The organism is Paraburkholderia unamae (assembly GCF_003268775.1).
Lineage (GTDB): Bacteria > Pseudomonadota > Gammaproteobacteria > Burkholderiales > Burkholderiaceae > Paraburkholderia > Paraburkholderia unamae.
Window position 1 is genome coordinate 435,999 of the sequence record NZ_QLSU01000003.1, and the last position, 23,025, is coordinate 459,023.

General features: G+C 65.7%; 22 protein-coding genes. 7 read left to right on the forward strand and 15 right to left on the reverse strand.

Annotation, left to right across the window (positions count from 1 at the left end; all coding sequences use genetic code 11):
• The first annotated feature begins 93 nt into the window (after positions 1 to 93).
• Positions 94 to 1,113 (forward strand): alcohol dehydrogenase, encoded by a 1,020-nt coding sequence (locus C7401_RS07120; protein ID WP_112170638.1) that lies wholly within the window; start codon positions 94 to 96, stop codon positions 1,111 to 1,113.
• A gap of 49 nt (positions 1,114 to 1,162) precedes the next feature.
• On the opposite strand, the gene C7401_RS07125 is transcribed toward C7401_RS07120, so the two are convergent.
• Entirely contained in the window at positions 1,163 to 2,929 is a 1,767-nt protein-coding gene (locus tag C7401_RS07125) for a SulP family inorganic anion transporter (RefSeq protein ID WP_112170639.1), read from the reverse strand.
• Positions 2,930 to 3,572: 643 nt separating this feature from the next.
• On the opposite strand from C7401_RS07125, the gene C7401_RS07130 reads away from it, so the two are divergent.
• Together C7401_RS07130 and C7401_RS07135 are read left to right on the forward strand one after the other, a co-directional pair.
• Positions 3,573 to 4,157 (forward strand): ANTAR domain-containing response regulator, encoded by a 585-nt coding sequence (locus C7401_RS07130; protein ID WP_112170640.1) that lies wholly within the window; start codon positions 3,573 to 3,575, stop codon positions 4,155 to 4,157.
• Between the two features lie 10 nt (positions 4,158 to 4,167).
• The gene (locus C7401_RS07135) at positions 4,168 to 5,289 is read left to right on the forward strand and encodes a CmpA/NrtA family ABC transporter substrate-binding protein (protein ID WP_112170641.1); all 1,122 of its coding nucleotides are present in this window, start codon (positions 4,168 to 4,170) and stop codon (positions 5,287 to 5,289) included.
• A gap of 43 nt (positions 5,290 to 5,332) precedes the next feature.
• On the opposite strand, the gene C7401_RS07140 is transcribed toward C7401_RS07135, so the two are convergent.
• The 7 genes from C7401_RS07140 to C7401_RS07170 all read right to left on the reverse strand — a co-directional run bounded on the left by C7401_RS07140 (position 5,333) and on the right by C7401_RS07170 (position 10,300).
• Positions 5,333 to 5,734, reverse strand: coding sequence for a type II toxin-antitoxin system VapC family toxin (locus tag C7401_RS07140; protein WP_112170642.1), 402 nt, complete (start codon positions 5,732 to 5,734; stop codon positions 5,333 to 5,335).
• The gene (gene vapB / locus C7401_RS07145; protein ID WP_112170643.1) at positions 5,734 to 5,970 is read right to left on the reverse strand and encodes a type II toxin-antitoxin system VapB family antitoxin; all 237 of its coding nucleotides are present in this window, start codon (positions 5,968 to 5,970) and stop codon (positions 5,734 to 5,736) included. Before vapB ends, C7401_RS07140 begins: the two co-directional genes overlap by 1 nt.
• A 165-nt stretch (positions 5,971 to 6,135) precedes the next feature.
• Positions 6,136 to 6,429 (reverse strand): antibiotic biosynthesis monooxygenase family protein, encoded by a 294-nt coding sequence (locus C7401_RS07150; protein WP_112170644.1) that lies wholly within the window; start codon positions 6,427 to 6,429, stop codon positions 6,136 to 6,138.
• Positions 6,430 to 6,458: 29 nt separating this feature from the next.
• A complete protein-coding gene (locus tag C7401_RS07155; protein ID WP_112170645.1) occupies positions 6,459 to 7,577 on the reverse strand; it encodes an NAD(P)/FAD-dependent oxidoreductase in 1,119 nt (372 codons plus the stop codon).
• A 191-nt stretch (positions 7,578 to 7,768) separates the two neighbouring features.
• The gene (locus C7401_RS07160; protein ID WP_112170730.1) at positions 7,769 to 8,851 is read right to left on the reverse strand and encodes a porin; all 1,083 of its coding nucleotides are present in this window, start codon (positions 8,849 to 8,851) and stop codon (positions 7,769 to 7,771) included.
• A gap of 247 nt (positions 8,852 to 9,098) precedes the next feature.
• Positions 9,099 to 9,458: a protocatechuate 3,4-dioxygenase gene (locus tag C7401_RS07165; RefSeq protein ID WP_112170646.1), complete on the reverse strand. Its 360-nt coding sequence runs from the start codon at positions 9,456 to 9,458 to the stop codon at positions 9,099 to 9,101.
• Positions 9,455 to 10,300 (reverse strand): gallate dioxygenase, encoded by an 846-nt coding sequence (locus C7401_RS07170; protein WP_112170647.1) that lies wholly within the window; start codon positions 10,298 to 10,300, stop codon positions 9,455 to 9,457. The genes C7401_RS07165 and C7401_RS07170 overlap by 4 nt, the downstream gene beginning before the upstream one ends.
• A gap of 373 nt (positions 10,301 to 10,673) precedes the next feature.
• On the opposite strand from C7401_RS07170, the gene C7401_RS07175 reads away from it, so the two are divergent.
• Complete coding sequence (locus tag C7401_RS07175; RefSeq protein ID WP_112170648.1) at positions 10,674 to 11,375, forward strand: GntR family transcriptional regulator; 702 nt, start codon at positions 10,674 to 10,676, stop codon at positions 11,373 to 11,375.
• A 40-nt stretch (positions 11,376 to 11,415) separates the two neighbouring features.
• The gene (locus tag C7401_RS07180; RefSeq protein WP_112170649.1) at positions 11,416 to 12,675 is read left to right on the forward strand and encodes a LysR family transcriptional regulator; all 1,260 of its coding nucleotides are present in this window, start codon (positions 11,416 to 11,418) and stop codon (positions 12,673 to 12,675) included.
• Between the two features lie 168 nt (positions 12,676 to 12,843).
• Here C7401_RS07180 and C7401_RS07185 read toward each other — a convergent pair whose 3' ends face one another.
• Positions 12,844 to 13,539, reverse strand: coding sequence for a 4-carboxy-4-hydroxy-2-oxoadipate aldolase/oxaloacetate decarboxylase (locus C7401_RS07185; RefSeq protein WP_112170650.1), 696 nt, complete (start codon positions 13,537 to 13,539; stop codon positions 12,844 to 12,846).
• Positions 13,536 to 14,267, reverse strand: coding sequence for a PIG-L deacetylase family protein (locus tag C7401_RS07190; protein WP_112170651.1), 732 nt, complete (start codon positions 14,265 to 14,267; stop codon positions 13,536 to 13,538). Before C7401_RS07190 ends, C7401_RS07185 begins: the two co-directional genes overlap by 4 nt.
• A gap of 539 nt (positions 14,268 to 14,806) precedes the next feature.
• Here C7401_RS07190 and C7401_RS07195 point away from each other — a divergent pair.
• Positions 14,807 to 17,023 carry a TonB-dependent receptor gene (locus C7401_RS07195; RefSeq protein ID WP_112170652.1) on the forward strand — a complete coding sequence of 739 codons (2,217 nt, stop codon included), beginning with the start codon at positions 14,807 to 14,809 and terminating at the stop codon, positions 17,021 to 17,023.
• A gap of 105 nt (positions 17,024 to 17,128) precedes the next feature.
• Here the strand turns inward: C7401_RS07195 and C7401_RS07200 are convergent, their stop codons facing one another.
• Positions 17,129 to 17,797: an O-methyltransferase gene (locus C7401_RS07200; RefSeq protein ID WP_112170653.1), complete on the reverse strand. Its 669-nt coding sequence runs from the start codon at positions 17,795 to 17,797 to the stop codon at positions 17,129 to 17,131.
• 176 nt (positions 17,798 to 17,973) lie between these two features.
• Between C7401_RS07200 and C7401_RS07205 the strand changes: the two genes are divergently transcribed.
• A complete protein-coding gene (locus C7401_RS07205) occupies positions 17,974 to 18,618 on the forward strand; it encodes a TetR/AcrR family transcriptional regulator (RefSeq protein WP_181565513.1) in 645 nt (214 codons plus the stop codon).
• 50 nt (positions 18,619 to 18,668) lie between these two features.
• Here the strand turns inward: C7401_RS07205 and C7401_RS07210 are convergent, their stop codons facing one another.
• The 4 genes from C7401_RS07210 to C7401_RS07225 all read right to left on the reverse strand — a co-directional run bounded on the left by C7401_RS07210 (position 18,669) and on the right by C7401_RS07225 (position 23,012).
• Positions 18,669 to 19,907 (reverse strand): NAD(P)/FAD-dependent oxidoreductase, encoded by a 1,239-nt coding sequence (locus C7401_RS07210; RefSeq protein WP_112170731.1) that lies wholly within the window; start codon positions 19,905 to 19,907, stop codon positions 18,669 to 18,671.
• A gap of 14 nt (positions 19,908 to 19,921) precedes the next feature.
• Positions 19,922 to 20,239, reverse strand: a complete 318-nt coding sequence (locus C7401_RS07215) for a 2Fe-2S iron-sulfur cluster-binding protein (RefSeq protein WP_112170655.1) — start codon at positions 20,237 to 20,239, stop codon at positions 19,922 to 19,924.
• 99 nt (positions 20,240 to 20,338) lie between these two features.
• Positions 20,339 to 21,382 carry a Rieske 2Fe-2S domain-containing protein gene (locus tag C7401_RS07220; protein WP_181565514.1) on the reverse strand — a complete coding sequence of 348 codons (1,044 nt, stop codon included), beginning with the start codon at positions 21,380 to 21,382 and terminating at the stop codon, positions 20,339 to 20,341.
• Between the two features lie 343 nt (positions 21,383 to 21,725).
• On the reverse strand, positions 21,726 to 23,012 hold the full coding sequence (locus tag C7401_RS07225) for an FAD-dependent monooxygenase (RefSeq protein WP_112170657.1): 1,287 nt from the start codon (positions 23,010 to 23,012) through the stop codon (positions 21,726 to 21,728).
• Between the last annotated feature and the right edge of the window lie 13 nt (positions 23,013 to 23,025).

The following is a 23,025-nucleotide window of genomic DNA, read 5'->3' on the forward strand; positions in this document are numbered from 1 at the left end:
GGCGTGCGCGCGTGCTGTGCCGTTCCATCCTCGTGCGCCATGCCTGTCTTGGCTGGCGCGGCGCACGGTTCCTACCCTACCCAGGAGCAGACGATGCGAAAGATGCAGGCAGTGCAGGTAGCAAAACCGGGCGGCCCGCTCGAACTGGTCGAGCGGGAGATACCCGAGCCGCCCGAAGGACACGTGCTCGTCAAGGTGCAGGCTTGCGGGATCTGTCACAGCGATTCGCTCACGAAGGAAGGCCAGTGGCCCGGCCTGCAATTCCCGCGCGTGCCCGGCCACGAGATCGCGGGCGTGATCGACAAGCTCGGCGCACGCGTGGAAGGCTGGGAGGTCGGGCAGCGTATCGGCGTGGGCTGGCACGGCGGGCATTGCGGCCATTGCGAGCACTGCGGGCACGGCGACTTCGTGCTCTGCCAGAAGGGGCAAATCCCCGGCATCAGCTATGACGGCGGCTATGCCGACTACATGCTCGCGCCGCAGGAAGCGCTCGCGCGTATGCCCGCCGACCTTTCCGACGTCGACGCCGCGCCGCTCCTGTGCGCGGGCATCACGACCTTCAACGCGCTGCGCAACAGCGGCGCGCGAGCGGGCGATGTGGTGGCGATTCTCGGCATCGGCGGGCTCGGCCATCTCGGCGTGCAGTACGCGCGCAAAATGGGCTTCGTGACCGTGGCCATCGCGCGCGGGCAGGACAAGGCGCCGCTCGCGCAGCAACTCGGCGCGCATCACTACATCGACAGCGCCTCGCAGAATGTCGCGCAAGCCTTGCTCGCGCTGGGCGGCGCGCGCGTGATACTCGCCACGGCGACGAGCGGCAAGGCCATGAGCGCCGCACTGGGCGGCCTCGGGCTGAACGGCAAGATGATCATGGTCGGCGTGTCCGAGGAGCCCGTGGAAGTGCCGATCACGCAGTTCATCATGGGGCGCCATTCGGTGCAGGGCTGGCCCTCCGGCACCGCAGCGGATTCGCAGGAAACGCTCGCGTTCAGCGCGTTGTCGGGCGTGAAGCCGATGATCGAGGAGTATCCGCTCTCGCGCGCCGCAGAAGCCTATGAGCGGATGATGAGCGGCAAGGCGCGCTTTCGCGTCGTGCTCAAGCCGGGCGCTTGAGCGGCCGGGCCATGCGGTGCGGCGCGAGGTGCGCCGCACCAGCGCTACATTAGCTGCCCTTGGGCGGCGGTTCGTCATCCTCCGAGATCCCCGCCTCGTCGCAATACCGGTCCACAGCACTGCTTACGGTCGGATCGAAGCGGTCGGGGCCGATCAGATCGAGAAGATCGAAGCGCTTGAGCTTGTCGCGCACGGGGTCCTTCATCTCCGCGAAGTGCAGCGCGATGCCGCGCTCGCTCAACCCCTGGCTCAGCTCGCGCAGCATGTCGGCCGAGGTGACATCCACGCTCGTCACCGGCTCGGCCGCCACCACGACGCGGCGCACGGGCGTGGGCGACGCGTCCACCGCTTCGAGCAGGCGCTGCTGGAACAATTCGGCATTGGCGAAGAACAAGGGCGCGTCCCAGCGAAACAGCACGAGCCCCGGCATGCGCGCGGCCTGCGGGTAGCGCGTGATGTCGTGGTAGCCGCGCAGGCCTTCCACGCGCCCGAGCACCGCGAAGTGCGGCCGCCAGCCGTCCCAGAGGAATTCGATCACGGCGATCACCACGGCAAGCCCAATGCCGGGAATGGCGCCGAACACCGCAACGGCCACGAAGCAGCCGATCGAGAGCCAGAATTCCCACTGCTGGATGCGGTAGATGCGCTTCAGATCGGCGATTTCGAACAGCCCCAGCGCGGCGGCAATGACCACGGCCGCGAGCGCGCTGTTGGGCAGATAGCGCAGCAGATTGGGCGCGAACATCAGCAGCGCCGCCACCGCCAGCGCGCCCACCACGCCGGTCAGTTGCGTGCGCGCTCCGGCGGCTTCGGCAACCGGCGTGCGCGACGCGCTGCTGCTGATCGGGAAGCCCTGGAACAGTCCCGCCGCGAGGTTGGCCACGCCGAGGCCCACCATCTCCTGGTTGGGGTCCACGCGGGCGCGAAAGCGCGCCGCATAGGTGCGCGAAAGCACGCTCGTGTCGGCGAAGGCGATCAACGCCACGGCCGCGCCGCCCAGCACGATCTTGACGAGATCCAGGTTGTTCGCCCACGGCAGCGACAGTGCGGGCAGGCCTTGCGGAATCTTGCCGAGCACTTTCACGCCCAGGCTGTCGAGGTGAAAGAGGCTCACCGCGAGCGTCGCCACGATCACCGCGATCAGGATGCCGGGCACCCGCTCGAAGCGCTTGAGCACGAGGATCAGCACGAGGCTGCCCGCGCCCACGGCGAAGCTGTACCAGTTGGCCTCGCCGCGCGCGACGGCTTGAAAGAGATTGAGCAGGTCTCTGATCGGCCCCTGCTCTTCGACGGAAACGGCAAAGAGCTTGGGCAACTGGCTGATGAGCACCGCCAGCGCGATGCCGTTCATGTAGCCGTATCGAATGGGCTTGGACAGCAGCTCCGTGATGAAGCCCAGACGCAGCAGCCCCATCACCACGCATACCGTGCCGGACACGAGCGCCATCATGCTCGCCACCGCAATCGCGCGCGACGGGTCCGTGCCCGCCACCTGCACGACCACGGCGAGAATCGGCGCCGCGAGCGCGGAGTCGGGGCCGAGCACGAGAATGCGGCTGGGTCCGAACACGGCGTACGCCAGCAGCGGAATGATCGTCGCGTAAAGGCCGTAGACGCCCGGCACGCCGGACGCCGCGGCATACGCAATGCCGACGGGCACGAGCATGGTGGTGAGCACCAGACCCGCCGCGAGATCGTTGAAAAGCCAGGCGCCCTGATACTGCTTGAGCAGTGCCACGCCGGGCAGCCAGCGCAGCCATTGCCGGCCGGCGCTTGCGGGTGCCCCGGGAGGGGCGGAGGGTCTATCCGAATCCATGGGCCGGTGGTTCATGATGAGCATGCTACCGTGGGGATAGTGGGAGCGATGAGGTGCAAAAAGCAGCATAGATGAAATATGGTCGTCACAATAGCGGAGATTCGGGACACACCGTCGCGGCGCAACGCCCGCTTTCCGGCACGCGTGCCTTGCGCACTGCACCACGCAAAGCTTCGGCCATTTCATTTCGGAATCCTGAATTGAACGCGCGGCGGCTGCCTTGCTTCGTGAATCGTCTGAGGGGAACGAATTGACTGCCGCGGTTTGATTGCCGCGGTTTTCCTACCTCGGTTCGACTGCCGCATCGCGCCCCAACGTCAGTTTTCATCCCGCACTTTTTCGTGCATGCGCCGCGCCCTCTGCGCCAGTTGGGTGCAGCGCGACTTCCCGCGCACTGCTGCGGTGCACCACGCCGTGAACGCCATAGAGTCGTGCAGCACGCAGTCGATCCCATCCGGCAAGGCTTTCCCGCCGCAAGGCAAACTGGCACGCACCTTGCTGAATCTTCCGTATGTTCCGCTATGGAGCGCGATGCACCGGACGGCGGCACGCCGCCGTCCCGTCTGGCGCGTAGACGCCGGGCGTGAGAGCAAAGAACCGATCAACCGTCGAAGATTTCATGCCGACGACTCCCCGAATACCCATGCTGCGCGTACTGCTCGTAACCGACACCGACAAGCCTATTGGCGACCTGCGCGACGCGCTCGCGCGGCTCGGCTACGACATGCTCGCCGAGCCCGCCACGCCGCAGGCGCTGCATCGCGTGGTCGAGCGCGAGCGGCCCGATGTCATCATCATCGACACCGAGTCGCCCTCGCGCGACACGCTCGAACAACTCGCGGTCATGAACGCCACTGCGCCGCGCCCCGTGCTGATGTTCAGCCACGACGCCAACCAGCAGTTGATCCGCTCCGCCGTGAACGCGGGCGTGACGGCCTACCTCGTGGAAGGGCTCGCCGGCGAGCGCATCGCGCCGATCCTCGAAGTCGCGCTCGCGCGCTTCGCGCAGGAAGCGCAGTTGCGCGAGCGCCTCACGCAGGCCGAGAACGAACTGGCCGAGCGCAAGCTCATCGACCGCGCCAAGCGCCTCTTGATGGAGCAGCAGAAGATGACCGAGCCCGCCGCCTACGCGACACTGCGCAAGCGGGCCATGAACCAGAGTCTGAAGCTCGCCGAGGTCGCCCGCCAGATCGTCGCGGCGGCCGAGCCGCACGAACGCAACGAATGAAGCACTGCCCATGAACGCCACCACCCCTCTCGCCGCGCCGGAGAAAACCCATCTGAAGATTGGCTTCGTGCCGCTCGCCGACGCCGCGCCGCTCGTCGCCGCGAAGCTGCTCGAATTCGGCCACGCGCACGGCCTCACGCTCGAACTCTCGCGCCAGCCCTCGTGGGCCGCGCTGCGCGACAAGCTGCTTTCCGGCGAGCTCGACGCCGCGCATTCGCTCTATGGGCTCGTGTACGGCGTGCAGCTGGGTCTCGGCGGCCCGCAAACGGACATGGCCGTGCTGATGGTGCTCAACCGCAACGGCCAGGCCATCACGCTCTCGAACCGCCTGGCCGATGCGCTCGCCGAGCACGGCACGCTGCCGCGCGCGCTCGCCACGCTCGATCGCAAGCCTGTGTTCGCGCAGACCTTCCCGACCGGCACGCACGCCATGTGGCTTTATTACTGGCTCGCGTCACAGGGCGTGCACCCGCTCGACGACATCGAAAGCGTCGTGATTCCGCCGCCGCAGATGGTGGCCGCGCTCGCCGAAGACCGGCTCGACGGCCTGTGCGTGGGCGAGCCGTGGCCGGGCCTGGCGGAGCAGCGCGGCGTGGGCCGCACGATCATCTCGAGCGGCGGGATCTGGCCGGACCATCCCGAGAAGGTGCTGGCGTGCCGGCGCGACTTCGTCGCGCGCTATCCGGCTACGGCGCGCGCGCTCGTGCAGACGATGCTGGAGGCGTGCCGCTGGCTCGACGGCGAGGGCCATCGGCGGGAAATTTCGCAGTGGCTCGCGCGACCGGAAATGCTCGGCGTGGATGCCGCGCTGATCGCCCAGCGTCTGGAAGCCGATGCGGGGTCGAGCGCGCCGGGCATGAAGTTCTTCGAGGAAGGCCGGGTGAATTACCCGCACGAATCGGAAGGCGTGTGGTTTCTCACGCAGTTCGAGCGATGGGGCATGCTCGCGCGCCGCGGCGATTACCGCGAGATCGCCCACGCGCTGAACCAGACCGCGCTCTATCGCGAGGCGGCGGGCGCGATGGGAATCGGGACGCCGGACGAAGGCGCGAGCGCCCCGTTCGTGGACGGCCGCACGTGGGACGGCGACGATGCGGTGGCGTATGTGGAGGGGTTTGCGATCCGCGCCTGAGGGACGGCTGTTCAGCGTCTGTGCGGCGCTTGACTGCCGGCGACTAGGCGTTCAGCCAGTTTTCGACCTTCACGCCTGGGTAATGCGCAAAGTCGCGCTCGTTGTTCGTAACGAGCACCACATTGAGCGCGATTGCGTGCGCGGCGATCAGCTTGTCGAGGTGGTCCTTCTTGCGCTCGCGCGTCGCTTCCCGAACCGGGCCATAGGCAACCGCCGCGCCCGCGTCGAACGGCACGACAGGAATATCCTCGATCAAGGCGGCCAGATTGCGCTTTTCTCGCGCGCGATACTCCGACACGGCGACACCGTACTCGAGTTCGGCATAGGTAATTGCCGACATCACGACGTCGCCGACATAGCATTGCGCGAAGCGTTTCGCGACCTGCTCGGGTTGATTCTTCATCAGATAGATGCAGATGTTCGTGTCGAGCATGAACTGCGGCATCAGAGCGCCTCGCGATCGTCCTGGCCCTGCTCGCCGCGCCCCTCGGCCATGAAATCCGGCCCGAATTTCGCGAACTTCTTCATGACGCCGCCGAGCGGGCGGCGCGCCGGACGGATGCGGATTTCATCGCCTATCCGCTCGATCTCGAGTTCGATGTCGCCGCGTTCGTAGGCCAGATCGGCAGGGATGCGCACCGCCTGGGAATTGCCATTCTTGAAGACTCTGGTCGTATGCATGCGCCGCTCCAACCGATGGATGTACATGGATGTACTCTAGCCTGGGACAGAGCAAATGTAAATACACGTGTGTACATTGGACGCATACCAATCAAGCGAGCGTACGCAGGCTGCGCGCGGCACCGCTTGTGGCGTGGCAGCGCAGCCTGCGTCGCGTTCAGCGTCTTACTTCACGACGACTTGCGTATGCCCCACGACCGGCGGCTTTTCGAAGTACGGGCCGACAAGGCGCCGCCACTCCTGGAAGTCCTCCGACTCGCGAAAGTGGACCATGTGGTCCTCGATCGTATCCCACTGCACGACGAGCACATACTGGTTCGGCTCTTCCACGCCGCGTTGCAGTTCCACGGCAAGGCAGCCGCGCGCGCGATGAAAGAGCGGCAGCGCCTGCGCCACGCCCGCTTCGAATTCGGCGTTCTTGCCTGCGCTCACCGTGATATGCGCCATCTCGTAGACCATCGTGTTCTCCTTGTGATTCGCTAGTGCGTTCAGTTCAGGTTCAGGTTCAGGCATTCGACCACTTCGTCCGCAATGGCGAGCGAGGCGGTCAGCCCCGGCGATTCGATCCCATAGAGGTTCACGAGCCCGCTCACGCCATGCCCGCGTGCCCCCTGGATCACGAAATCGCCCCCGCCGTGCGTGCCGCCGCCGGCGAGTTTCGGGCGGATGCCAGCATAACCCGGTTGCAGCGCGTCGTCAGGCAGCGCGGGCCAATACGTGCGGATCGCCTCGTAGAATTTCGCGGCGCGCGCCGGGTCGACGGTGTAATCGATCGTGTCGATCCATTCGACGTCGGGGCCGAAGCGCGCCTGGCGGCCGAGGTCGATCGTCAGGTGCACGCCGAGGCCGCCCTCTTCGGGAACCGGATAGATGAGCCGTGAAAACGGCGCGGCGCCCGTAAGCGAATAGTAATTGCCCTTCGCGTAACGCCCCGGCGGGATCGATTCGCGCGCGATGCCTTCGATCGAAGCCGCCACCTGCTGCGCAAAGAGCCCCGCGCTATTCACCACGCGCCTGGCGGCCAGTTGCATCGGCTCCGCGCCGCCCACCTCCAGCACGATGCCGTCCGCGCGCACCGCGCCGCCCGTGACCGGCGAGCACAACGCCACCATGCCGCCCGCCGCCTCGAAATCGCCCTGCAACGCGAGCATCAGGCCGTGGCTGTCGATGATGCCCGTGGAAGGCGACTCCAGCGCGGCCACGCAATGGAGCGCGGGTTCCAGCGCCTGCGCCTGCACACCTTCCAGCCAGCGCAAGTCGTTCACGCCGTTGGCCGCCGCCGCCGCGCGAATGGCGCGCAGCGCGTCGAGCTGCCCCTCGTTCGTCGCGACGATGAACTTGCCGCAGCGGCGATATTCCACGCCTTTTGCGTCGCAGTAGGCGTAAAGCTGCTGCTTGCCTTGCACGCACAGACGCGCTTTGAGCGAGCCCTGCGGATAGTAGATGCCCGCATGGATCACTTCGCTGTTGCGCGAACTGGTGCCGCTGCCTATGGCGTTTTCCGCCTCGACGAGAACGGTCTCCCAGCCTTGCCTTGCGCAAGCGCGCGCCACCGCGAGACCGACCACCCCGGCGCCGATCACGACGCAATCCACCGTGTCCGTCATGAAACTTCCCTTCTCGTCACGCGAGTGCTGTTTCGATTGGCGCTATTTTGCCCAATTCGCGTGGTTTGCGTGCCCGGCGGGAGGCTGGAGTGAGTCCGCGCGCAGCCGAGATCGCGGAACGCGGCAAAAAAACGCCGCCCGTGTGGGCGGCGCGCAATGACAAGCCGAGAAGACGCAATCGGAAGTGCCGATCAGAAGTGGGTATGCAGGCCCACGCGCGCGACCGCCTGGGTCTGGCCGCTCGACGCACCGTCCGACGAGTTCATGCCGTTGATCTGCGCGAGGCCGCCCGAACTGGCGCGCTGGTACACGCCGAGCACGTACACGCTCGTGCGCTTTGAGAGCGCATAGTCGACGATCGCGGCAACCTGGTGCGCGTGGTTGTTGTCCACCACGTCGTTGCCCTTCATGTACATGTACGACGCGCCGGCGCTGAGCGCGGGCGTGAAGTTGTAGTGCGCGCCCACCGAGCCTTCGTACACCGAGCCGCCATTGGCGGAGTTGTGGACCGTGGTGAACAGCGCGTTCGTGATCCAGCCGCCGAAGCGGTAGTGCGCGCCGATACCCCAGTTGCGGATGCTCACGTCGCCCTCGCCCGTCACCACGGTCTTGAGGTTCGTATAGGCCGCGTTCACGCCGAAGTCATGCGCCGCGTAGTTCAGCGCGAAGCTCGTGCCGTTGCCCGTGCCGATCGAACCGGCCACGCCGCCGAAGCTGTACATCGCGCCCGCGCTAAAGCCGCCGTAGGTCGGCGACAGGTACTTCACGGAGTTGTTGACGGTTTCGCCCGCCATGCGGTCCCAGTCGAACGCGCCGGTCGGATTGTTCGGCAGCGCGAGTTTCTGGAACGGACCCGCGCGGAAATCGTAGAAGTGCCCCGAAAGCTCCGCCGGATCGTTGCCGGCGAAGTAGAGCGAGTCCGTCATGAAGTCGTACTGATTGCCGAGCGTGAGCTTGCCGAAGCGCTCGTCGCTCAAGCCAACGATCGACGTGCGGCTAAAGAGGCTCTTGTTCGGCATGAAGCTGCCGTTGTCGACCTGGAACTGGTTGACGAGCTGGAAGAACGCCTTCGTGCCGCCGCCCAGGTCTTCCGTGCCGGTCATGCCCCAGAGGTTCGGGCCGTTCACGCCGTCGTCCATCTTGACGTTGTGCTTGCCGCCCTGGTTGCTCACATAGGTGATGCCGGTGTCCATCATCCCGTAGAGCGTCACGCTGCTTTGCGCGAACGCGGGTGCGGCGCCCGCCATCACGCCGATGGCGCCCACGATCGCCATCGCAATCTTTTTGTACTGCTTATTGTTTTCCATTCTCCAAGCCTCCTGTTTTGAACAAACCTGTTTTTTCGTGCATCGACGGTGATCCAGCCCGCCACCCCGGAATCCGGCGGACCGCAAGCAACCGCGCGGCGTGCGCGCCGCGAGGTCGTACGCGAGGCGAGCGGGCTGTGCCGCCCGCTCGTGCGCAAAAGGGAATCAGGACATCGGGCGGCAGGTCAGGCGTGCGCCGCCGCCGCGCCGGCGCTCAAACCGCGTCGGGCACCCTGCGCGTCTTGAGGAACGCTTCGAGGGTTTCGCCGCGCATGCTCGCGTACATGCCGAGATTGGTGATCTTCACCACGCGCGCGAACTTCTCCAGCACGAAGAAGCACACGCCGTACTGGATCAGGCCGAGCCAGTCCGTCGCGTCCACCAGCGCGCGTTCTTCGTCAGTCAGGGCCGCCGCGTCGTAGGCGGCCTTGCGGTCGTTAAGCCATAGGTCGCGTGCCTGCGGCAAACGCATTTGCCAGAAGAAACGGTTCAGGCGCATGGCCTTCATGCTCTGGCGAATGTCGAACGCATACGTGCCCGTCAATTCCTCGATGCCCACCAGTTGCGGATTCATTGCCGGCCCTCTTCTTCGTAGACCGTGACCGCCATCGCCGTGCTGGTCGCGAGGTAGTAATTGCGGTGGATTTCGCGAATCTTGCCGCCAAGCGCGCCGCGCATGGCGAGCCACATGATCGTCTCCACGCTCTCCGCGCCACCCAGGCGCACGTAGTCCACGTGCTTCATGCGCGCGAGCCGTTCGGGATCGTTCACGATCAGGTCGAGGAACTCCATGTCCCACTCGGTGTTGTTGAAGCCGCTGCGCTCGCCGTGCACCTGGTGCGAGAGGCCGCCCGTGCCCACCACCACGACGTCGAGATCCTCCTCGAACGATTCGATGGCGCGGCGCAGCGCCTGGCCGAGCCGGTAACAGCGGTTGGCCGTGGGCAGCGGGTACTGGAGCACGTTCACCTGCACCGGCACCAGCGCCGCGGGCCAGCCGCCTTCGTGCGGGAGCATGAGCGAGAGCGGCGAATTGCAGCCGTGATCGAGCGGCTTGTCCTGGAAGATCGTCAGGTCGAACTCGTCGTTCACGAGTTGCTCGGCAATATGGATCGCCAGCTCCGGGTGGCCCGCGATATCGGGCAGCGGACGCTTGCCCGCGCCTTCGTCGGCGAACTCGTGACTGGCCGACACGCCCAGCGCGAAGGTCGGGTAGCAGTCGAAGAAAAAGCTGTTGGCGTGATCGTTATAGAACATCACGAGCGCGTCCGGCTTGCGCTCGGCGAGCCACTTCGCCACCGGTTCGTACCCCTGGAAAAGCGGCGCCCACGCGGGTTCGTTCTGCTTGCCCTTGTCGTACGCCATGCCGATTGTCGGCACGTGCGATGTGCCGATGCCGCCCACTATTCTTGCCATGATGTTGCCCTCTGCCGCAGTTCATGCGGCGCATGCGCGCCGCGCCGGACCGGATACGCCCCCTGACGCTTTCGATCCATCAATTGGGATACGAAATTACAAAAGTACCGCGCAAACGGTAAGTCAGGGTTAACCACGGAATTTTTGCTTTTTCTCGTATTTTCAGGGCTTCCATGCATTTTTCGGTGCCTGGAGCGGTTCCCAAACCCGCGCGCCGCAACGGTTTTTGGTATCCTGAAACCCTGTTGCGGGAATCCGTTGACGATCGCCCAGGCAACCACTCCATAAACGAAACAGATATCAAAAGAACAAACTCGCAAGGGCGGCATGCGCCGTCACGGGCGCGCCCCGCCCGCTGCGATTCACGCATGACATGAACGGGACAACCCAGCAAACCATCGTACAGGCGCTGCGCACGCGCATTCTTTCCGGCGAGCTTGCGCCCGGCGAGCGCCTCGTCGAGGCGCAGCTCGCCGAGCGCCTGGGCATCTCGCGCACGCCGCTGCGCTATGCCTTGAGCGTGCTCGCCACCGAAGGCATGGTCGAGCGCTCGGGCGCGCGCGGCTACACGGTGCGGCGCTTTTCCGTGACCGACGTGCTCAACGCCATCGACGTGCGCGGCGTGCTCGAAGGGCTCGCCGCCCGCTCGGTCGCCGAGCGCGGCGTGGACGCGGCGCTTGCCCGCGCGCTCGAAGACTGCCTGCGCGAAGGCGACGCGCTGTTCGCGGCGGGCGTGCTCGACAGCGAGGCCGAAACGCGTTACGCCGCGATGAATGGCCGCTTCCACGCACTGATTGTCGAAGCGGCGCACAATCTCGCGGTAACCGCCGCGCTCGGGCTCAACGACAAGATTCCGTTCGTTTCCCCCGGCACGGTGGTTTTCGACAAGGCCGCGCAGGAGCGCCAGTTCATGATGCTTTCCTATGCGCACCGCCAGCACCACGCGATCGTCGGCGCACTGGTGAACGGCGAAGGCGCGCGTGTCGAGGCGCTGATGAAGGAGCACACGCATATTTCCAAGGAAAGCCTCAATCTTTCGGTCGACCGTCTGCATCTGATCGCAGGCGCCGCGTGAGACACGGCGCGTTCCCCACCCCAGAAAACATCATCGAGCCGTGAGCCAGCCCGAACTCCTGAACCTCGCGCATCTGCGCGCCTTTCGCCTCGTTGCCGACACCGGCAGCGCCACGCGCGCCGCTTCGGCCCTCTATCGCGCGCAGTCGGCCGTCACGCGCTCGGTGCAGGAGCTGGAGACCGCCCTCGACGCGCCGCTATTCGAGCGCAAGCCCTCGGGCATGCTGCCCACGGCCGTGGGGCGCGTCGTGCTGGAACGTTGCGCGCGCATCTTCTGCGAGCTGGAAGAACTCGCGCAGTGGTGCGCCGCGCGCCAGGCGCGCCGCCGCGCGTTGAGCGAGGGCACGCTGCCCGCGTATCTGCTCAATACGCGCCGCCTCCAGCTTTTCGTCGCGCTCGCGCGGCACCGCCACATGCCGAGCACGGCCAATGCGTTCGGCATCAGCCAGCCCGCGGTGAGCAGCGCGATGCGCGTGCTCGAAAGCGGCTCGGGCGTGACGCTGTTCCATCGCGGCCCGCGCGGCGTGCTGCTCACGGCCGAGGGCGAAACCTTCTTGCTGCACGTGCGGCGCGCGCTCAACGAACTGCGCCACGTGCCCGACGACATCGCGGCGCTGCACGGCAACATCCAGGGGTCGGTCACGGTGGGCGCGCTGCCGCTCGGGCGCACACTGATCCTGCCGGCGGCCATCGCGCGGCTTTCCGCGTTGCATCCGGGCGTGCGCGTCGTCACCGACGAAAGCGCCTACGAACTGCTGGTGGCGGGCCTGCGCGCGGGCGACGTGGACTTCGTGCTCGGCGCGCTGCGCGAGAACGACGCGGCAAGCGGGCTTGCCAACGAACGGCTGATGTCGGAGGACATGGTCGTGCTCGCGCGCCGGGACCATCCGCTCGCGAAGAAGCACAACCTCACGCTGAACGACCTGCGCGACGCCCAGTGGATTCTTTCGCGCACGCATTCGCCTTCGCGCGGATTGCTCGAAGCGCAGTTCCGCCGCGTGAAGCTCAGGCCGCCCATGCCCACCGTCGAAACAGCCGATCTCGCCGTGATTCGCGGGCTGCTGCTCGGCACGGACATGATCACGTCGCTCTCGGCGCAGCAGTTGCACTATGAAATCGAGTCGGGCCAGCTCGCGGTGCTCGACGTGCCGTTGCAGCACACGCGCCGCGACATCGGCCTCACTTTGCGCGCGCAGGGCTCGCCCTCGCCGGCCGCGCGCGCGTTGATCGACGCGATCCGTCTTTCCGTGATGGATGTGGCGCCGGCCACGCGCGTGGTGGAAGGACGGCGCACCGGGTGAGCATGGCGCGCCGCCGGGCGCGCATGTGAAACGAGCGCCGGTGCGGCGCTCGCTGTTGGTCAGTCGGTCAGTCGGTCAAAGCGTATGGACGGCTTGCACGCGTCCTTGCCACATCGAGGCGGGCATACCCACCACGCCGTTCGTCCAGCGCCATCGATGGTTGCGCGCTCAAGCGTCTGCGGGCGTGTCGACGTAGCGCAGCCCCTTTTCGGCCAGGCGCTCGCGCATGCTGTAGTAGTCGAGGCCGAGCGTGCCGCCCGCGAGCACCGCGCGCGTCTTCTCTTCCTTCGCAAGACGCGCCTGGGTGGCTTCCACGACCTTCGCCACCGTGGCGAGCGGCACCACCACCACGCCGTCGTCGTCGGCCACGATCACATCGCCGGGGTGTACGATCTGCTGCGCGCACACCACCGGCACGTTCACCGACCCCAGCGTTTCCTTGACCGTGCCTTGCGCCGAGACGGCCTTCGACCACACCGGGAAGTCCATCGCCTTCAACGCGCGCACGTCGCGGCAACCCGCGTCGATGATGAGCCCGCGCACACCGCGCGCCGCAAGCGAAGTCGCGAGCAATTCGCCGAAGTAGCCGTCCTCGCAGGGCGAGGTGGGCGCGGCCACGAGCACGTCGCCTTCGCGGCACTGCTCCACGGCCACGTGCAACATCCAGTTGTCCGAGGGCGGCATGAGCACGGTCACGGCCGAACCCGCGATCGCCGCGCCCGAATAAACGGGCCGCAGGTACGTGGCGAGCAGGCCGAGACGGCTTTGCGCCTCGTGCACGGTGGCCGTGCCCGCTTCCTTGAGGATTTGCACATGGCGCGCGTCGGCGCGCGGAATCTGGGTAACGACTACACCGCGTTTCATGCCAGGTCTCCCACTACTGCGGGCGTCAGGCGCATATAGCCTTCCGCATATTGAATGTCGCGCTTCGCCGTGATGCCGATGTTGCGCTTCGCCTGCACGCCGCGCTGCTGCGCGACGCGCGTGTAGTACTCCCAAAGATGTTCCTGGCCCGCCATGCACTCGATGGCGCGGCGCTTCACGTCCCATACTTCGGTGATGTCGAGGAAGGTGTTCGGCGTCCACTCGCACTGTTCGGTCTGGTGCGGCTCGAACGCATAGACGGGCGGCGCGCCGACGATCTTCTGCCCCGCATTGTGACCTTCGGCCTGGGCGATGATGCGCGCTTCCTGCGCCACGTGCATGGCGAGCGGGTGATCGAAGTTGTACGGGTCCTTCTGCGAGTGGCTCAGCACGAAGGCCGGTTGCACGTCGCGGTAGACATCCACGAGGCGCAAGAGCGCTTCGTCGGACACGCGCAGCGGGTAATCGCCCAGATCGAAGAAGTCGACTTCCGCGCCGAGAATGTCGGCGGCGGCGAGCGCCTCCTCGCGGCGCGCGGCCTTCACCTTTTCGATGGTCATGTCGGCACCCTTGCGCCAAAGCTTCGCGGACTCGCCGCGCTCGCCGAACGAGAGGCACACCACCTTCACGCGGTAGCCATTCTTCTTGTGCAGGGCGATCGCGCCGCCCGCGCGCCATACGAAATCGGCGCTATGCGCGCTCACCACGAGCATCGATTTTTCAGTCATTTCCGGTTCACCAGACGTCGATCATCACGAAGCCCCATTGTAGGTTTGGGCGCGCGACGCGGACTAACGAAAGGACTGCCTAAAGGCATCGAATCTGTTTATCGACCGGGATTCTTGCCGCACTGCGCAAGCGCGCCGGGAAGGGCTCGACCATGCGGCGGCGGGCGCTGCCTGGCGCATTGGTTGAGCACGCAACGTGGTGGCGACGCCGGACAAAAAGCACGCCATAACCGGCGCAAGCACGGCGGTTCGCGTCGCGCCCCGAGTGCCGGACCCCAAATAACCTGACCTTTCGTTGCGCATGCATCGGGTTCGCGAAACCGAAATTGTTGCGTAAACGCTGAATACACCTATTGACAGCATGATTTAAATAACAAGCATTCTCATTTGCAATACAATCCGCATACTTTTGCCGGCCCGGCCGCGGCGCGCTCCTGCAAGCCCCGCCCGGCGGCGAACACAACCCATCTGCCCCGAGCCTCGTGACATCACAAAGGCGTCGCGGGCCGCCAGTGCCAGCTTTCGCTTCGAACTTTTTTATGTCCGCACCCCGTTTGCACACGCCTTTCAATTCGCCTTCGCGTTTCCCCGCCTCCGCCACCCGCGCCTCGATCCTCGCCGCCATTGCCGTCGCGTTCAGCTTGCCCGCCGTCGCGTTCGCGCAGGCCGCGGCAGCGACGAACGGCGGCGACACCGCTAACGCCACGCTGCCCACAGTCAAGGTGCAAGCCGCGCAGGACACCCTGCCGGGCGACCTGCAACCGACCTTTGGCGGCGGCCAGGTGGCGCGCGGCGGCGACTTCGGCGTGCTCGGCTCGCAGAAGAACATCGACGTGCCGTTCAGCATGACGACCTACACGGCGAAGCTGATCGAGGACCAGCAGGCGCGCTCGGTCGCCGACGTGCTGTCGAACGATCCCGCCGTGCGCACGGCCTACGGCTACGGCAACTTCCAGGAGGTCTACGTCATTCGCGGCTTCACGCTCGACAGCGACGACATCTCCCTGAACGGCCTCTACGGCATCACGCCGCGCCAGCTCGTGGAAACGGCCGCGCTCGAACGCGTGGACATCTTCAAGGGCGCGAGCGCGTTCCTGAACGGCGCGTCGCCCAACGGCAGCTCGATTGGCGGCAGCGTGAACCTGCAACTCAAGCGCGCCGACGACAAGCCGCTCACGCGCGTGACGCTCGAAGGCAGCGCCTCGGGCGAGTTCGGCACGCATATCGACGTGGGCCGCCGCTTCGGCGACAACGACCAGTTCGGCATTCGCGTGAACCAGGCGAACCGCGACGGCGAAACGAGCATCGACGGCGAAAACCGCCGCAACAACCAGACCGCCGTGGCGCTCGATTACCGCGGCGACAAGCTGCGCCTCGAAGGCGACTTCCTCTATCAGCGCCAGCGCGTCTCGGACGGCCGCCCGGTCGTCTACGTGAAGGGCGACGAGATTCCGGGCGTGCCCTCGGCAAGCTACAACTACGCCCAGACCTGGTCGTACAGCAATGCCGAAGACACGGTCGGCATCCTGAAGGCCGAGTACGACTTCCTGCCCGGCTGGACGGCCTACGTGACGGGCGGCGTGCGCCACACGAACGAGCACGGCGAATACCTCTCGCCCTACTACACCGACGCCGACACCACCACGGGCTCGCGCCTTGGCGTGGTGCGCAAGGAAGGCGCGACGTCGGCGGAAGCAGGCGTGCGCGGCCACTTCGACACGGGCCCCGTGAGCCACTTCGTGACGGCGGGCGCCTCGATCGTGCGCGTGATGACGCAATCGGGCTGGACGCTCTCCAACTCCTTCCCGACCAGCCTCTACAACACCGTGCAGGTGCCGTATCCCGCCACGGCGTATCAGGCCGGCATGGACGGCAACCCGCCGATCACGGCGCTCAACCTGATGCGCAGCCTCTCCGCGTCGGACACGCTCGGCTTCTTCCATGACCGCGTGCTGTTCACGGTGGGCGTGCGCCACCAGGAGATTCTCTCCAACGGCTACTCGTCGTCGACGCTGCTGCAAACGTCGAACTACAACGACTCAATCACGACGCCGCTGTTCGGCCTCGTCGTCAAACCGTGGGAGAACGTTTCGCTCTACGCGAACCGCAGCGAGTCGCTTTCGGCGGGCGGCACCGCGCCTCAGGGTTCGCTGAACTACGGCGAACAGCTCGCGCCGGAGCGCACGAAGCAGTATGAAGTGGGCGCGAAGTACGACAACGGCAAGTACGGCGCGCAGCTCGCGCTGTTCCAGCTCGAAAAGCCGCAGACGTACACCAATGGCGCGGGCATGTATGTGGCCAACGGCAACGAGCGCCATCGCGGTGTGGAAGCGTCGATCTTCGGCGAGGTCTACAAGGGCGTGCGCCTGATCGCGGGCGCGACCTACCTCAACGCCGAACAGCTCGACACCGACGGCGGCGCAACCGACGGCAAGAAGCCCGTGGGCGTGCCAAGCTTCCTCGTCAACCTGGGCGCCGAATACGACGTGCCCTGGGTTCAGGGTCTCACGCTCTCGGCGCGCTGGACGCATACGGGTCCGCAGTATTTCGACGCCGCCAACACCATGTCGATCAAGGCATGGGACACGGTGGATCTCGGCGCGCGCTATTCGACGAACGTGTTTGGCCGCCCGACCACGTTCCGCGCGAACGTGTATAACCTCGCGAACAAGGCTTACTGGTCGTCGACCAACGGCGGCTATCTGACGATGGGCGCGCCGCGTACGGTGTTGTTCTCGATGACGACGGACTTCTGATCGCGCACCATGCGCGTATAGCGGCATGAACGAGGGCCTGGCAGGATGACTGCCAGGCCCTCTTCGCTTGATACGTGCCCGCGCGCTTGTGCGATGCGTTGCCGCCTAGCTTCCCACCACCGTAATCGCAAACCCGTCCCAGCCCTTGCTGCCTACCGTTTGTACCGCCGTGGTCTCCAGCCGCTTGTCGCCGGACAGCATCTCGAAGTAGCGCCGCAAACCCACCACATCGTCTTCGTGATGCGCCGGATCGGTCACACGCCCTTCGCGCACCACGTTGTCGGCCACGATGACCGTGCCGGGCCGCGACAGCTTCAGCACGCGTTCGAGGTAGTTCGCGTTGTTGCTCTTGTCGGCATCGATGAACACGAAGTCGAACGGCGGCACCCCTTCGGCGATGAGCGCATCGAGCGAATCGAGCGCGAGGCCGGTCATGACCTTCACCTTGGCGTCGAGCCCCGCGCGCGCGATGTTTGCGCGCGCAACCGCCGCGTTCTCCGGACTGAATTCGAGCGATACGAGCGAGCCGTCTTCGGGCAGCGCCCGCCCGAGCCAGATCGCGCTATAGCCCCCCAGCGCGCCGATTTCGAGGATGCGTCGAGCGCCCTGGATGCGCGCGAGCAGATGCAGAAACTTTCCCTGGTTCGGTGCGACGTTGATCGCCCGAAGTCCCGCTTTCGCGCTTGCGGCCAGTGCGCCGTCCAGCGCGTCGTCGGGGCCGATCAGCCGCTCGCAGAACCAGTCGTCAACGGCTTGCCACGTTTGCTCGTTCATTGCCCTGCTCCCGTGTGGATCACGCGGCACAGCTTACCGCACTCGCGCGCGCGGCCGCATGAGCGTGGCACGTCCGCTTTCCGGCTTCGCTTTCATTCTTGTCACGCGGCATCTTTGATAGTATTCCTCTGTTCGCCGTCTCCCGCGCGAACGCTTCATCGCTATCAAGGTGCCCATTGGATTCCACTACGCCCACCGATTCCGCTCCCACCGCACGCGGCCGGGGACGGCCCGTCACGATCTCGCGCGAGCTGCGCCGCGAACAGATTCTCAAGGTGGCGGAAAGCCTCTTCAAACAGGCGGGCTACGCCACCACCAGCATGGCCGACATCGCGCGCGCGTGCGAAACCTCCAAGCGCACGCTCTACGAACTCTTTCCGGCCAAGGAAGACCTCTTTCGCGCGCTCGTTGCCGACGTGGAGTCGTTTCCCGACACGGCACACGAGATGGACGATACGGCTGGCCCACAGGAGGTGCTCGAAGCCACGCTCGCGGCCATCGCGCACTATGTGCTGAGCGAGCGCCACGTGACCGTGAGCCGCCTCGTGATCGCCGAGTCGAATCTCTTTCCCGAGATTCGTCGGCATTACTACGAGCAGGGCATCAACCGCAGCAAGCAGTGGCTCGAATCGCGCATCGCGGCGCTCGTCGAGCGCAAGCGCATTGCGCCCGTGAACGTGGATCGCACCGCGGACATGCTGTTCGGCGCCGTGATCGGCACGCACCTGATCACGGCCATCAGCTATCGCGAGACGCCCGATATGGCCGAAGTCGCGCACAAGGCGCGCGAGGCGGTCGCACGCCTCGTCGATACGCTGTAATCAGTCATCCGAAATAGTACTGTGGCCGTGCCGCGCATGGGTCTCCCGGATCAGGAAAGACTCGACAGCGGCACACTCGCGTCGGCAAGCGCCGCGCAGTCGGGCCGCAACCCTTTGGCGAGCGCACTGCGCCCCTGCACGAAATCCTTCGTCGCGTTCACGCAGTCGATGGCAATCAGCGCGCCATCGCGCAGGTACGCCACCGAAAACGAACCTGAGGCCGGATCGCCTCGCACCACGGCCTTGTCGTGTCCGCCGGAAAGACCAGCCATCTGGATGCGGATGTCGTACTGCGTGGACCAGAACCACGGCGGCGCCGCCTTCGGCGCGGGCCGCCCGACGATATCGCCCGCCACAAGCGTGGCCTGATCGACGGCGTTCTGCACGCTTTCGATGCGCAGCGCGGTACGCCCGGCAAACGCGTTCGCCTGGCGCGCGCAATCGCCGATGGCGTAGACATCGTCGAGCGCGGTGCGGCATTGCGCATCGACATCCACGCCTGCCGGGCCGCCAATGCCCACCGCGCGCAGCGGCTCGACGCACGGCTCGATGCCAATGCCAACGATCACGAGATCGGCGGGCAGGCTGCGCCCGTCGTGCAGTTCGACGCGCTTCACGCGGCCGCCTTCCCCTGAAAGCGCTTCGACCTTCGCGCCCAGGCAGATTTCCACGCCGCACGCGCGATGCTGGTCCTGCATGAACGCCGAGAGCGTTTCCCCTGTGACTCTCGCGAGCACGCGCTCGAACGCCTCGACCACGCTCACGTCCTTGCCTTGCTTGCGCAGCGCCGCCGCCGCTTCGAGGCCGATAAAGCCGCCGCCGATCACGACCACGCGCCGCGCCTCGTCGAGTTCGGCTTTCAGCCCGTCGACGTCATCGCGCGTGCGGATCACGTGCAGGCCGCGCAGGTCCGCACCGGCGCACGAGAGTCGGCGCGCACGGCCGCCCGCGGCCCAAACGAGCTTGCCATAAGCAAGCGTGCCGCCGTCCGCGCACGTCACGACATGGCGCGCCGCGTCCACGCTCGTCACACGCCTGCCGCCGAGCAGGGCGATGTTCCGGTCACGCCAGAACGACGCCGGTTGCAGCCCCATCTGCTCGAACGCTTTCGCGCCGCCCAGGTAGTCCTTCGAAAGCGGCGGGCGCTCATAGGGCAGATGCGCCTCGTCGCTCACGAGACCAATCGTGCCCGTCAATCCGAACTGACGTAGCGCCGCCGCACAGTGCGCGCCCGCGTGGCCCGCGCCGACGATGAGCACGTCATGAAAATCCGTGGATGCATTCGCCATGATCGCCGCGCGCCTCACTCTTCGGGCGCGATCTCGACGCGCATGCCATCCATGCTGTCGTGAAACGCGATCTGGCACGAGAGGCGCGAATTCGGCTTGCGATGACCCGAGCAGTCGAGCAGATCGTTCTCTTCCGCGTTCGGTGCGGGCAGGTCGTGTGCGTAGCGCTCGTCCACGTAGACGTGGCACGTCGCGCACGAGCACCCGCCGCCGCACAGCGCGAGCAGTTCGTAGCCGCCGCCGTCGCGAATCAGCTTCATGAGGTTGTCGCCCGGCTTGCCGGGGACGTCCAGGGTGTTTCCATCTCTGAGAACCAGTGTGATTTGGGCCATGACCGCGCGCGCCTCGTTGTTGCCTGTGTTGCTGGTGGAAGGCCGGGGTGCCGCCGTAACTGACGCCCCGCCTTTCATTTCGTTATGCCAATCGACTGATTACACCGTGGCGGCTGCCGCTGCGTCCTGCTCCTTGCGGATCATCGTTTCGAGCATGCGCCGCACGCGCGTCGAGCCAATGTCCGGACCGAGGTGAACGGGCTTGAGATCCCAGAAGTTCTCGGTGCCTACTGCACGCTGGGCAGCTTCGATCACCGGGCCATCCTCGTCTTCAAATGCACCGCGCAACATGCCGTAAAGGCGCTTGTCCTCATCGACCGAATCGAGCTTGATGCCGCGCGCCACGCCCCAGAAGTAGTGCGACGTGGTGGCCGTTTCCGGCGTGACGATGTGCGCGAGCAACTGCTCCAGGCCCTGTTCGCGCGGCGCGCCAACCGGGGTCTCGCCGATCTTCATCACGACGCTTGCCGGCGCGCTCCAGCGCGTATCGATCCACATGTCCACGCGCTCCCAGGGAATCGTCTCGTAGATGGGGATGGGCTGCTGCGGCACGTCGGGGAACGACCAGTTGATCCACAGCGCCTCGCCTTCGGGCACCACGGCATGCTGGCCGAGTTGCACGAGGCCGTTGCCGCCGAACGAATTACGGTGGCACCACTCGATATGGCTCGCGTCCATCAGGTTATCGGTGATGTATTCGTAGTGCGACGCCATGTGGATGTAGTCGCGCACCACGCGGTTCGCCGAGGTGTCGTTGAGGAACGCGTAATCGGGAATCAGCGCTTCGTCGGCTTTCTCCTGGTCGCCGAGCCAGAGCCAGACGATCGTGTCTTTCGCGACAACCTTGAAGTGGCGGATCGTGCTGCCCGCCGGGATCTTTTCCGAGAACGGATTGACCACGCACTTGCCCTGGGTGTTGAAGCCGAGGCCGTGGTACGGGCAGACGAGATTCTCGCCTTCGACCGTGCCCATGCTAAGCGGCGCGAAACGGTGCGGGCAGCGGTCGAGCACGGCGCCGAGTTTGCCGCTCTCGCTGCGGAACACGACGACAGGAATATCGGCGATGCGGCGCGCAAGCTTGCCCGGCGCCAGTTCGTGCTCCCAGCCCGCCATGTACCACGTGTTCTGCAAGATCCCTTCCATTTTCTTCTCCAGTGGGAGCGTGCGCTGAGGCCACTCCATTATTTCGTCATACTGATTGAATGTATTGCGCGCTTTGTGTGATTCGCGTGTTGTGGGAACCCGTGCGCTAGCGGAAGGCTCCGCGACAGCTCGCTTCCCGGTTCCGTCCGCGATGATGCGACTCATCGACGATTGAATTGTCGAATACGGGTCTCATAAACGGTACTAGTGAGTACCCTAAATATGACACCAGATCTGTCCACCAGTGGAAAGGCCCAGATCGTTGCCGCCGCAACCAGAAAAAACGGCCGGAGCCCCGTGGGGACTCCGGCCGTTGCTTTCCTGCACCTGCGGATCAGGAGAATCAGGCGTCCTCGAAGAAAACGGAGCGGAAGCCGCTCGCCTCGCCCGGCTTTTCGTTCGGGCGCTTCATGCCCGCCAGGCGGTGATACTCCTTGAAGATCGCATCGGCCTCGGCAAACGGCAGCACCTTCTCGATATCGTCGAAACGCGCACCGCCCGTGCGATCCTCCACGATGCGCCGCACGACTTCGGGACCGTCGCCGCGATTGGCCATTACGATGCGGTTCGCAATCGGCAGGCGCTCGGCTTCGTAGTGCTTGAGCGCCTCGGCCGGGTCGGCGAACGCCGCGAGCTTTTCGGCGATCACGCGCGCGTCCACGAGCGCCTGGCATGCACCATTGCCGCCGCGGGGGTACATGGCATGCGCGGCGTCGCCCATCAGCGCCACGCGATCGAACGACCATTGCTGGAGCGGATCGTGGTCGATGAGCGGGAACAGGTAAACCTCCTTTGCGTTGCGCAGCATCTCGCCCACGTCGACGAAGTCGAGCTTGCACTCGTCGAACATGTGTGCAATTTCCGCCACGTCGGCTTTCTGGTTCCAGTCCTCCACGCTTTCGTCGCGGCCGTTCTGCTCGACGATCCAGTTCGTGAGCGTGAGGCCCGTGCCTTCATAGTCGTCCACGATCGGATAGACGATCAGGCTGCCCTGGCTCGGCGCGCCGATATGCAGGATCGTGCCACCCGACTTGAACGGCTTCATCAGCGTGACGCCGCGCCAGAGCGTGATGCCCGAGTAATGCGGCTTCGACGATTGCGGATACAACTGCTCGCGTACTGCCGACTTGATCCCGTCCGCGCCGATCACGACGTCCGCGCGCACTTCCTCCGGCACGGGGCCCGCCGCGTTCGGGTTCGCGCGAAAGCGCACGGTCACGCCGCTCTCGTCCTGCGTGAAGCCCGCGCAACGCGCGCCGAGCACCACGGAATCGGGCCCGAGCCGCTCGATCACGGCTTTGTAGAGCAACATTTGCAGCAGACCGCGATGCACGAAGCGCTGCCCGTGCGGGTAGCCCATATGCGTGCCGCAGCGCTCGCCGTAAATCTCCTGGCCGTACTGGTTGTAATAGATCGACTCGACCGAATCAACGGTCATGGCATTGAGTTCGTCGAGCAGACCAAGCTCGGTGATCTCGCGCGTGCCGTAAGGCTGGCTCACGATGCCCACGCCAAGCGGGCGCAGTTCCGAGGTCGATTCGTACACGCGCGCGCGCATGCCCTGCTGATGCAGCCGCAGCGCAAGGGTCAACCCGCCGATGCCCGCTCCAATGATCGCAACATCCAACACGATAAGTTCCTCC

Bases quoted from the DNA above. Each gene is read 5' to 3' on its own strand.
- C7401_RS07220 (WP_181565514.1), bottom strand. From the start codon at position 21,382: ATGGAAGGGATCTTGCAGAACACGTGGTACATGGCGGGCTGGGAGCAC.
- C7401_RS07120 (WP_112170638.1), top strand. From the start codon at position 94: ATGCGAAAGATGCAGGCAGTGCAGGTAGCAAAACCGGGCGGCCCGCTC.
- vapB (WP_112170643.1), bottom strand. From the start codon at position 5,970: ATGCATACGACCAGAGTCTTCAAGAATGGCAATTCCCAGGCGGTGCGC.
- C7401_RS07200 (WP_112170653.1), bottom strand. From the start codon at position 17,797: ATGAACGAGCAAACGTGGCAAGCCGTTGACGACTGGTTCTGCGAGCGG.
- C7401_RS07125 (WP_112170639.1), bottom strand. From the start codon at position 2,929: ATGGATTCGGATAGACCCTCCGCCCCTCCCGGGGCACCCGCAAGCGCC.
- C7401_RS07210 (WP_112170731.1), bottom strand. From the start codon at position 19,907: ATGGCGAATGCATCCACGGATTTTCATGACGTGCTCATCGTCGGCGCG.
- C7401_RS07170 (WP_112170647.1), bottom strand. From the start codon at position 10,300: ATGGCAAGAATAGTGGGCGGCATCGGCACATCGCACGTGCCGACAATC.
- C7401_RS07165 (WP_112170646.1), bottom strand. From the start codon at position 9,458: ATGAATCCGCAACTGGTGGGCATCGAGGAATTGACGGGCACGTATGCG.
- C7401_RS07140 (WP_112170642.1), bottom strand. From the start codon at position 5,734: ATGCCGCAGTTCATGCTCGACACGAACATCTGCATCTATCTGATGAAG.
- C7401_RS07175 (WP_112170648.1), top strand. From the start codon at position 10,674: ATGAACGGGACAACCCAGCAAACCATCGTACAGGCGCTGCGCACGCGC.
- C7401_RS07195 (WP_112170652.1), top strand. From the start codon at position 14,807: ATGTCCGCACCCCGTTTGCACACGCCTTTCAATTCGCCTTCGCGTTTC.
- C7401_RS07160 (WP_112170730.1), bottom strand. From the start codon at position 8,851: ATGGCGATCGTGGGCGCCATCGGCGTGATGGCGGGCGCCGCACCCGCG.
- C7401_RS07155 (WP_112170645.1), bottom strand. From the start codon at position 7,577: ATGACGGACACGGTGGATTGCGTCGTGATCGGCGCCGGGGTGGTCGGT.
- C7401_RS07130 (WP_112170640.1), top strand. From the start codon at position 3,573: ATGCTGCGCGTACTGCTCGTAACCGACACCGACAAGCCTATTGGCGAC.
- C7401_RS07215 (WP_112170655.1), bottom strand. From the start codon at position 20,239: ATGGCCCAAATCACACTGGTTCTCAGAGATGGAAACACCCTGGACGTC.
- C7401_RS07190 (WP_112170651.1), bottom strand. From the start codon at position 14,267: ATGACTGAAAAATCGATGCTCGTGGTGAGCGCGCATAGCGCCGATTTC.
- C7401_RS07185 (WP_112170650.1), bottom strand. From the start codon at position 13,539: ATGAAACGCGGTGTAGTCGTTACCCAGATTCCGCGCGCCGACGCGCGC.
- C7401_RS07150 (WP_112170644.1), bottom strand. From the start codon at position 6,429: ATGGTCTACGAGATGGCGCATATCACGGTGAGCGCAGGCAAGAACGCC.
- C7401_RS07135 (WP_112170641.1), top strand. From the start codon at position 4,168: ATGAACGCCACCACCCCTCTCGCCGCGCCGGAGAAAACCCATCTGAAG.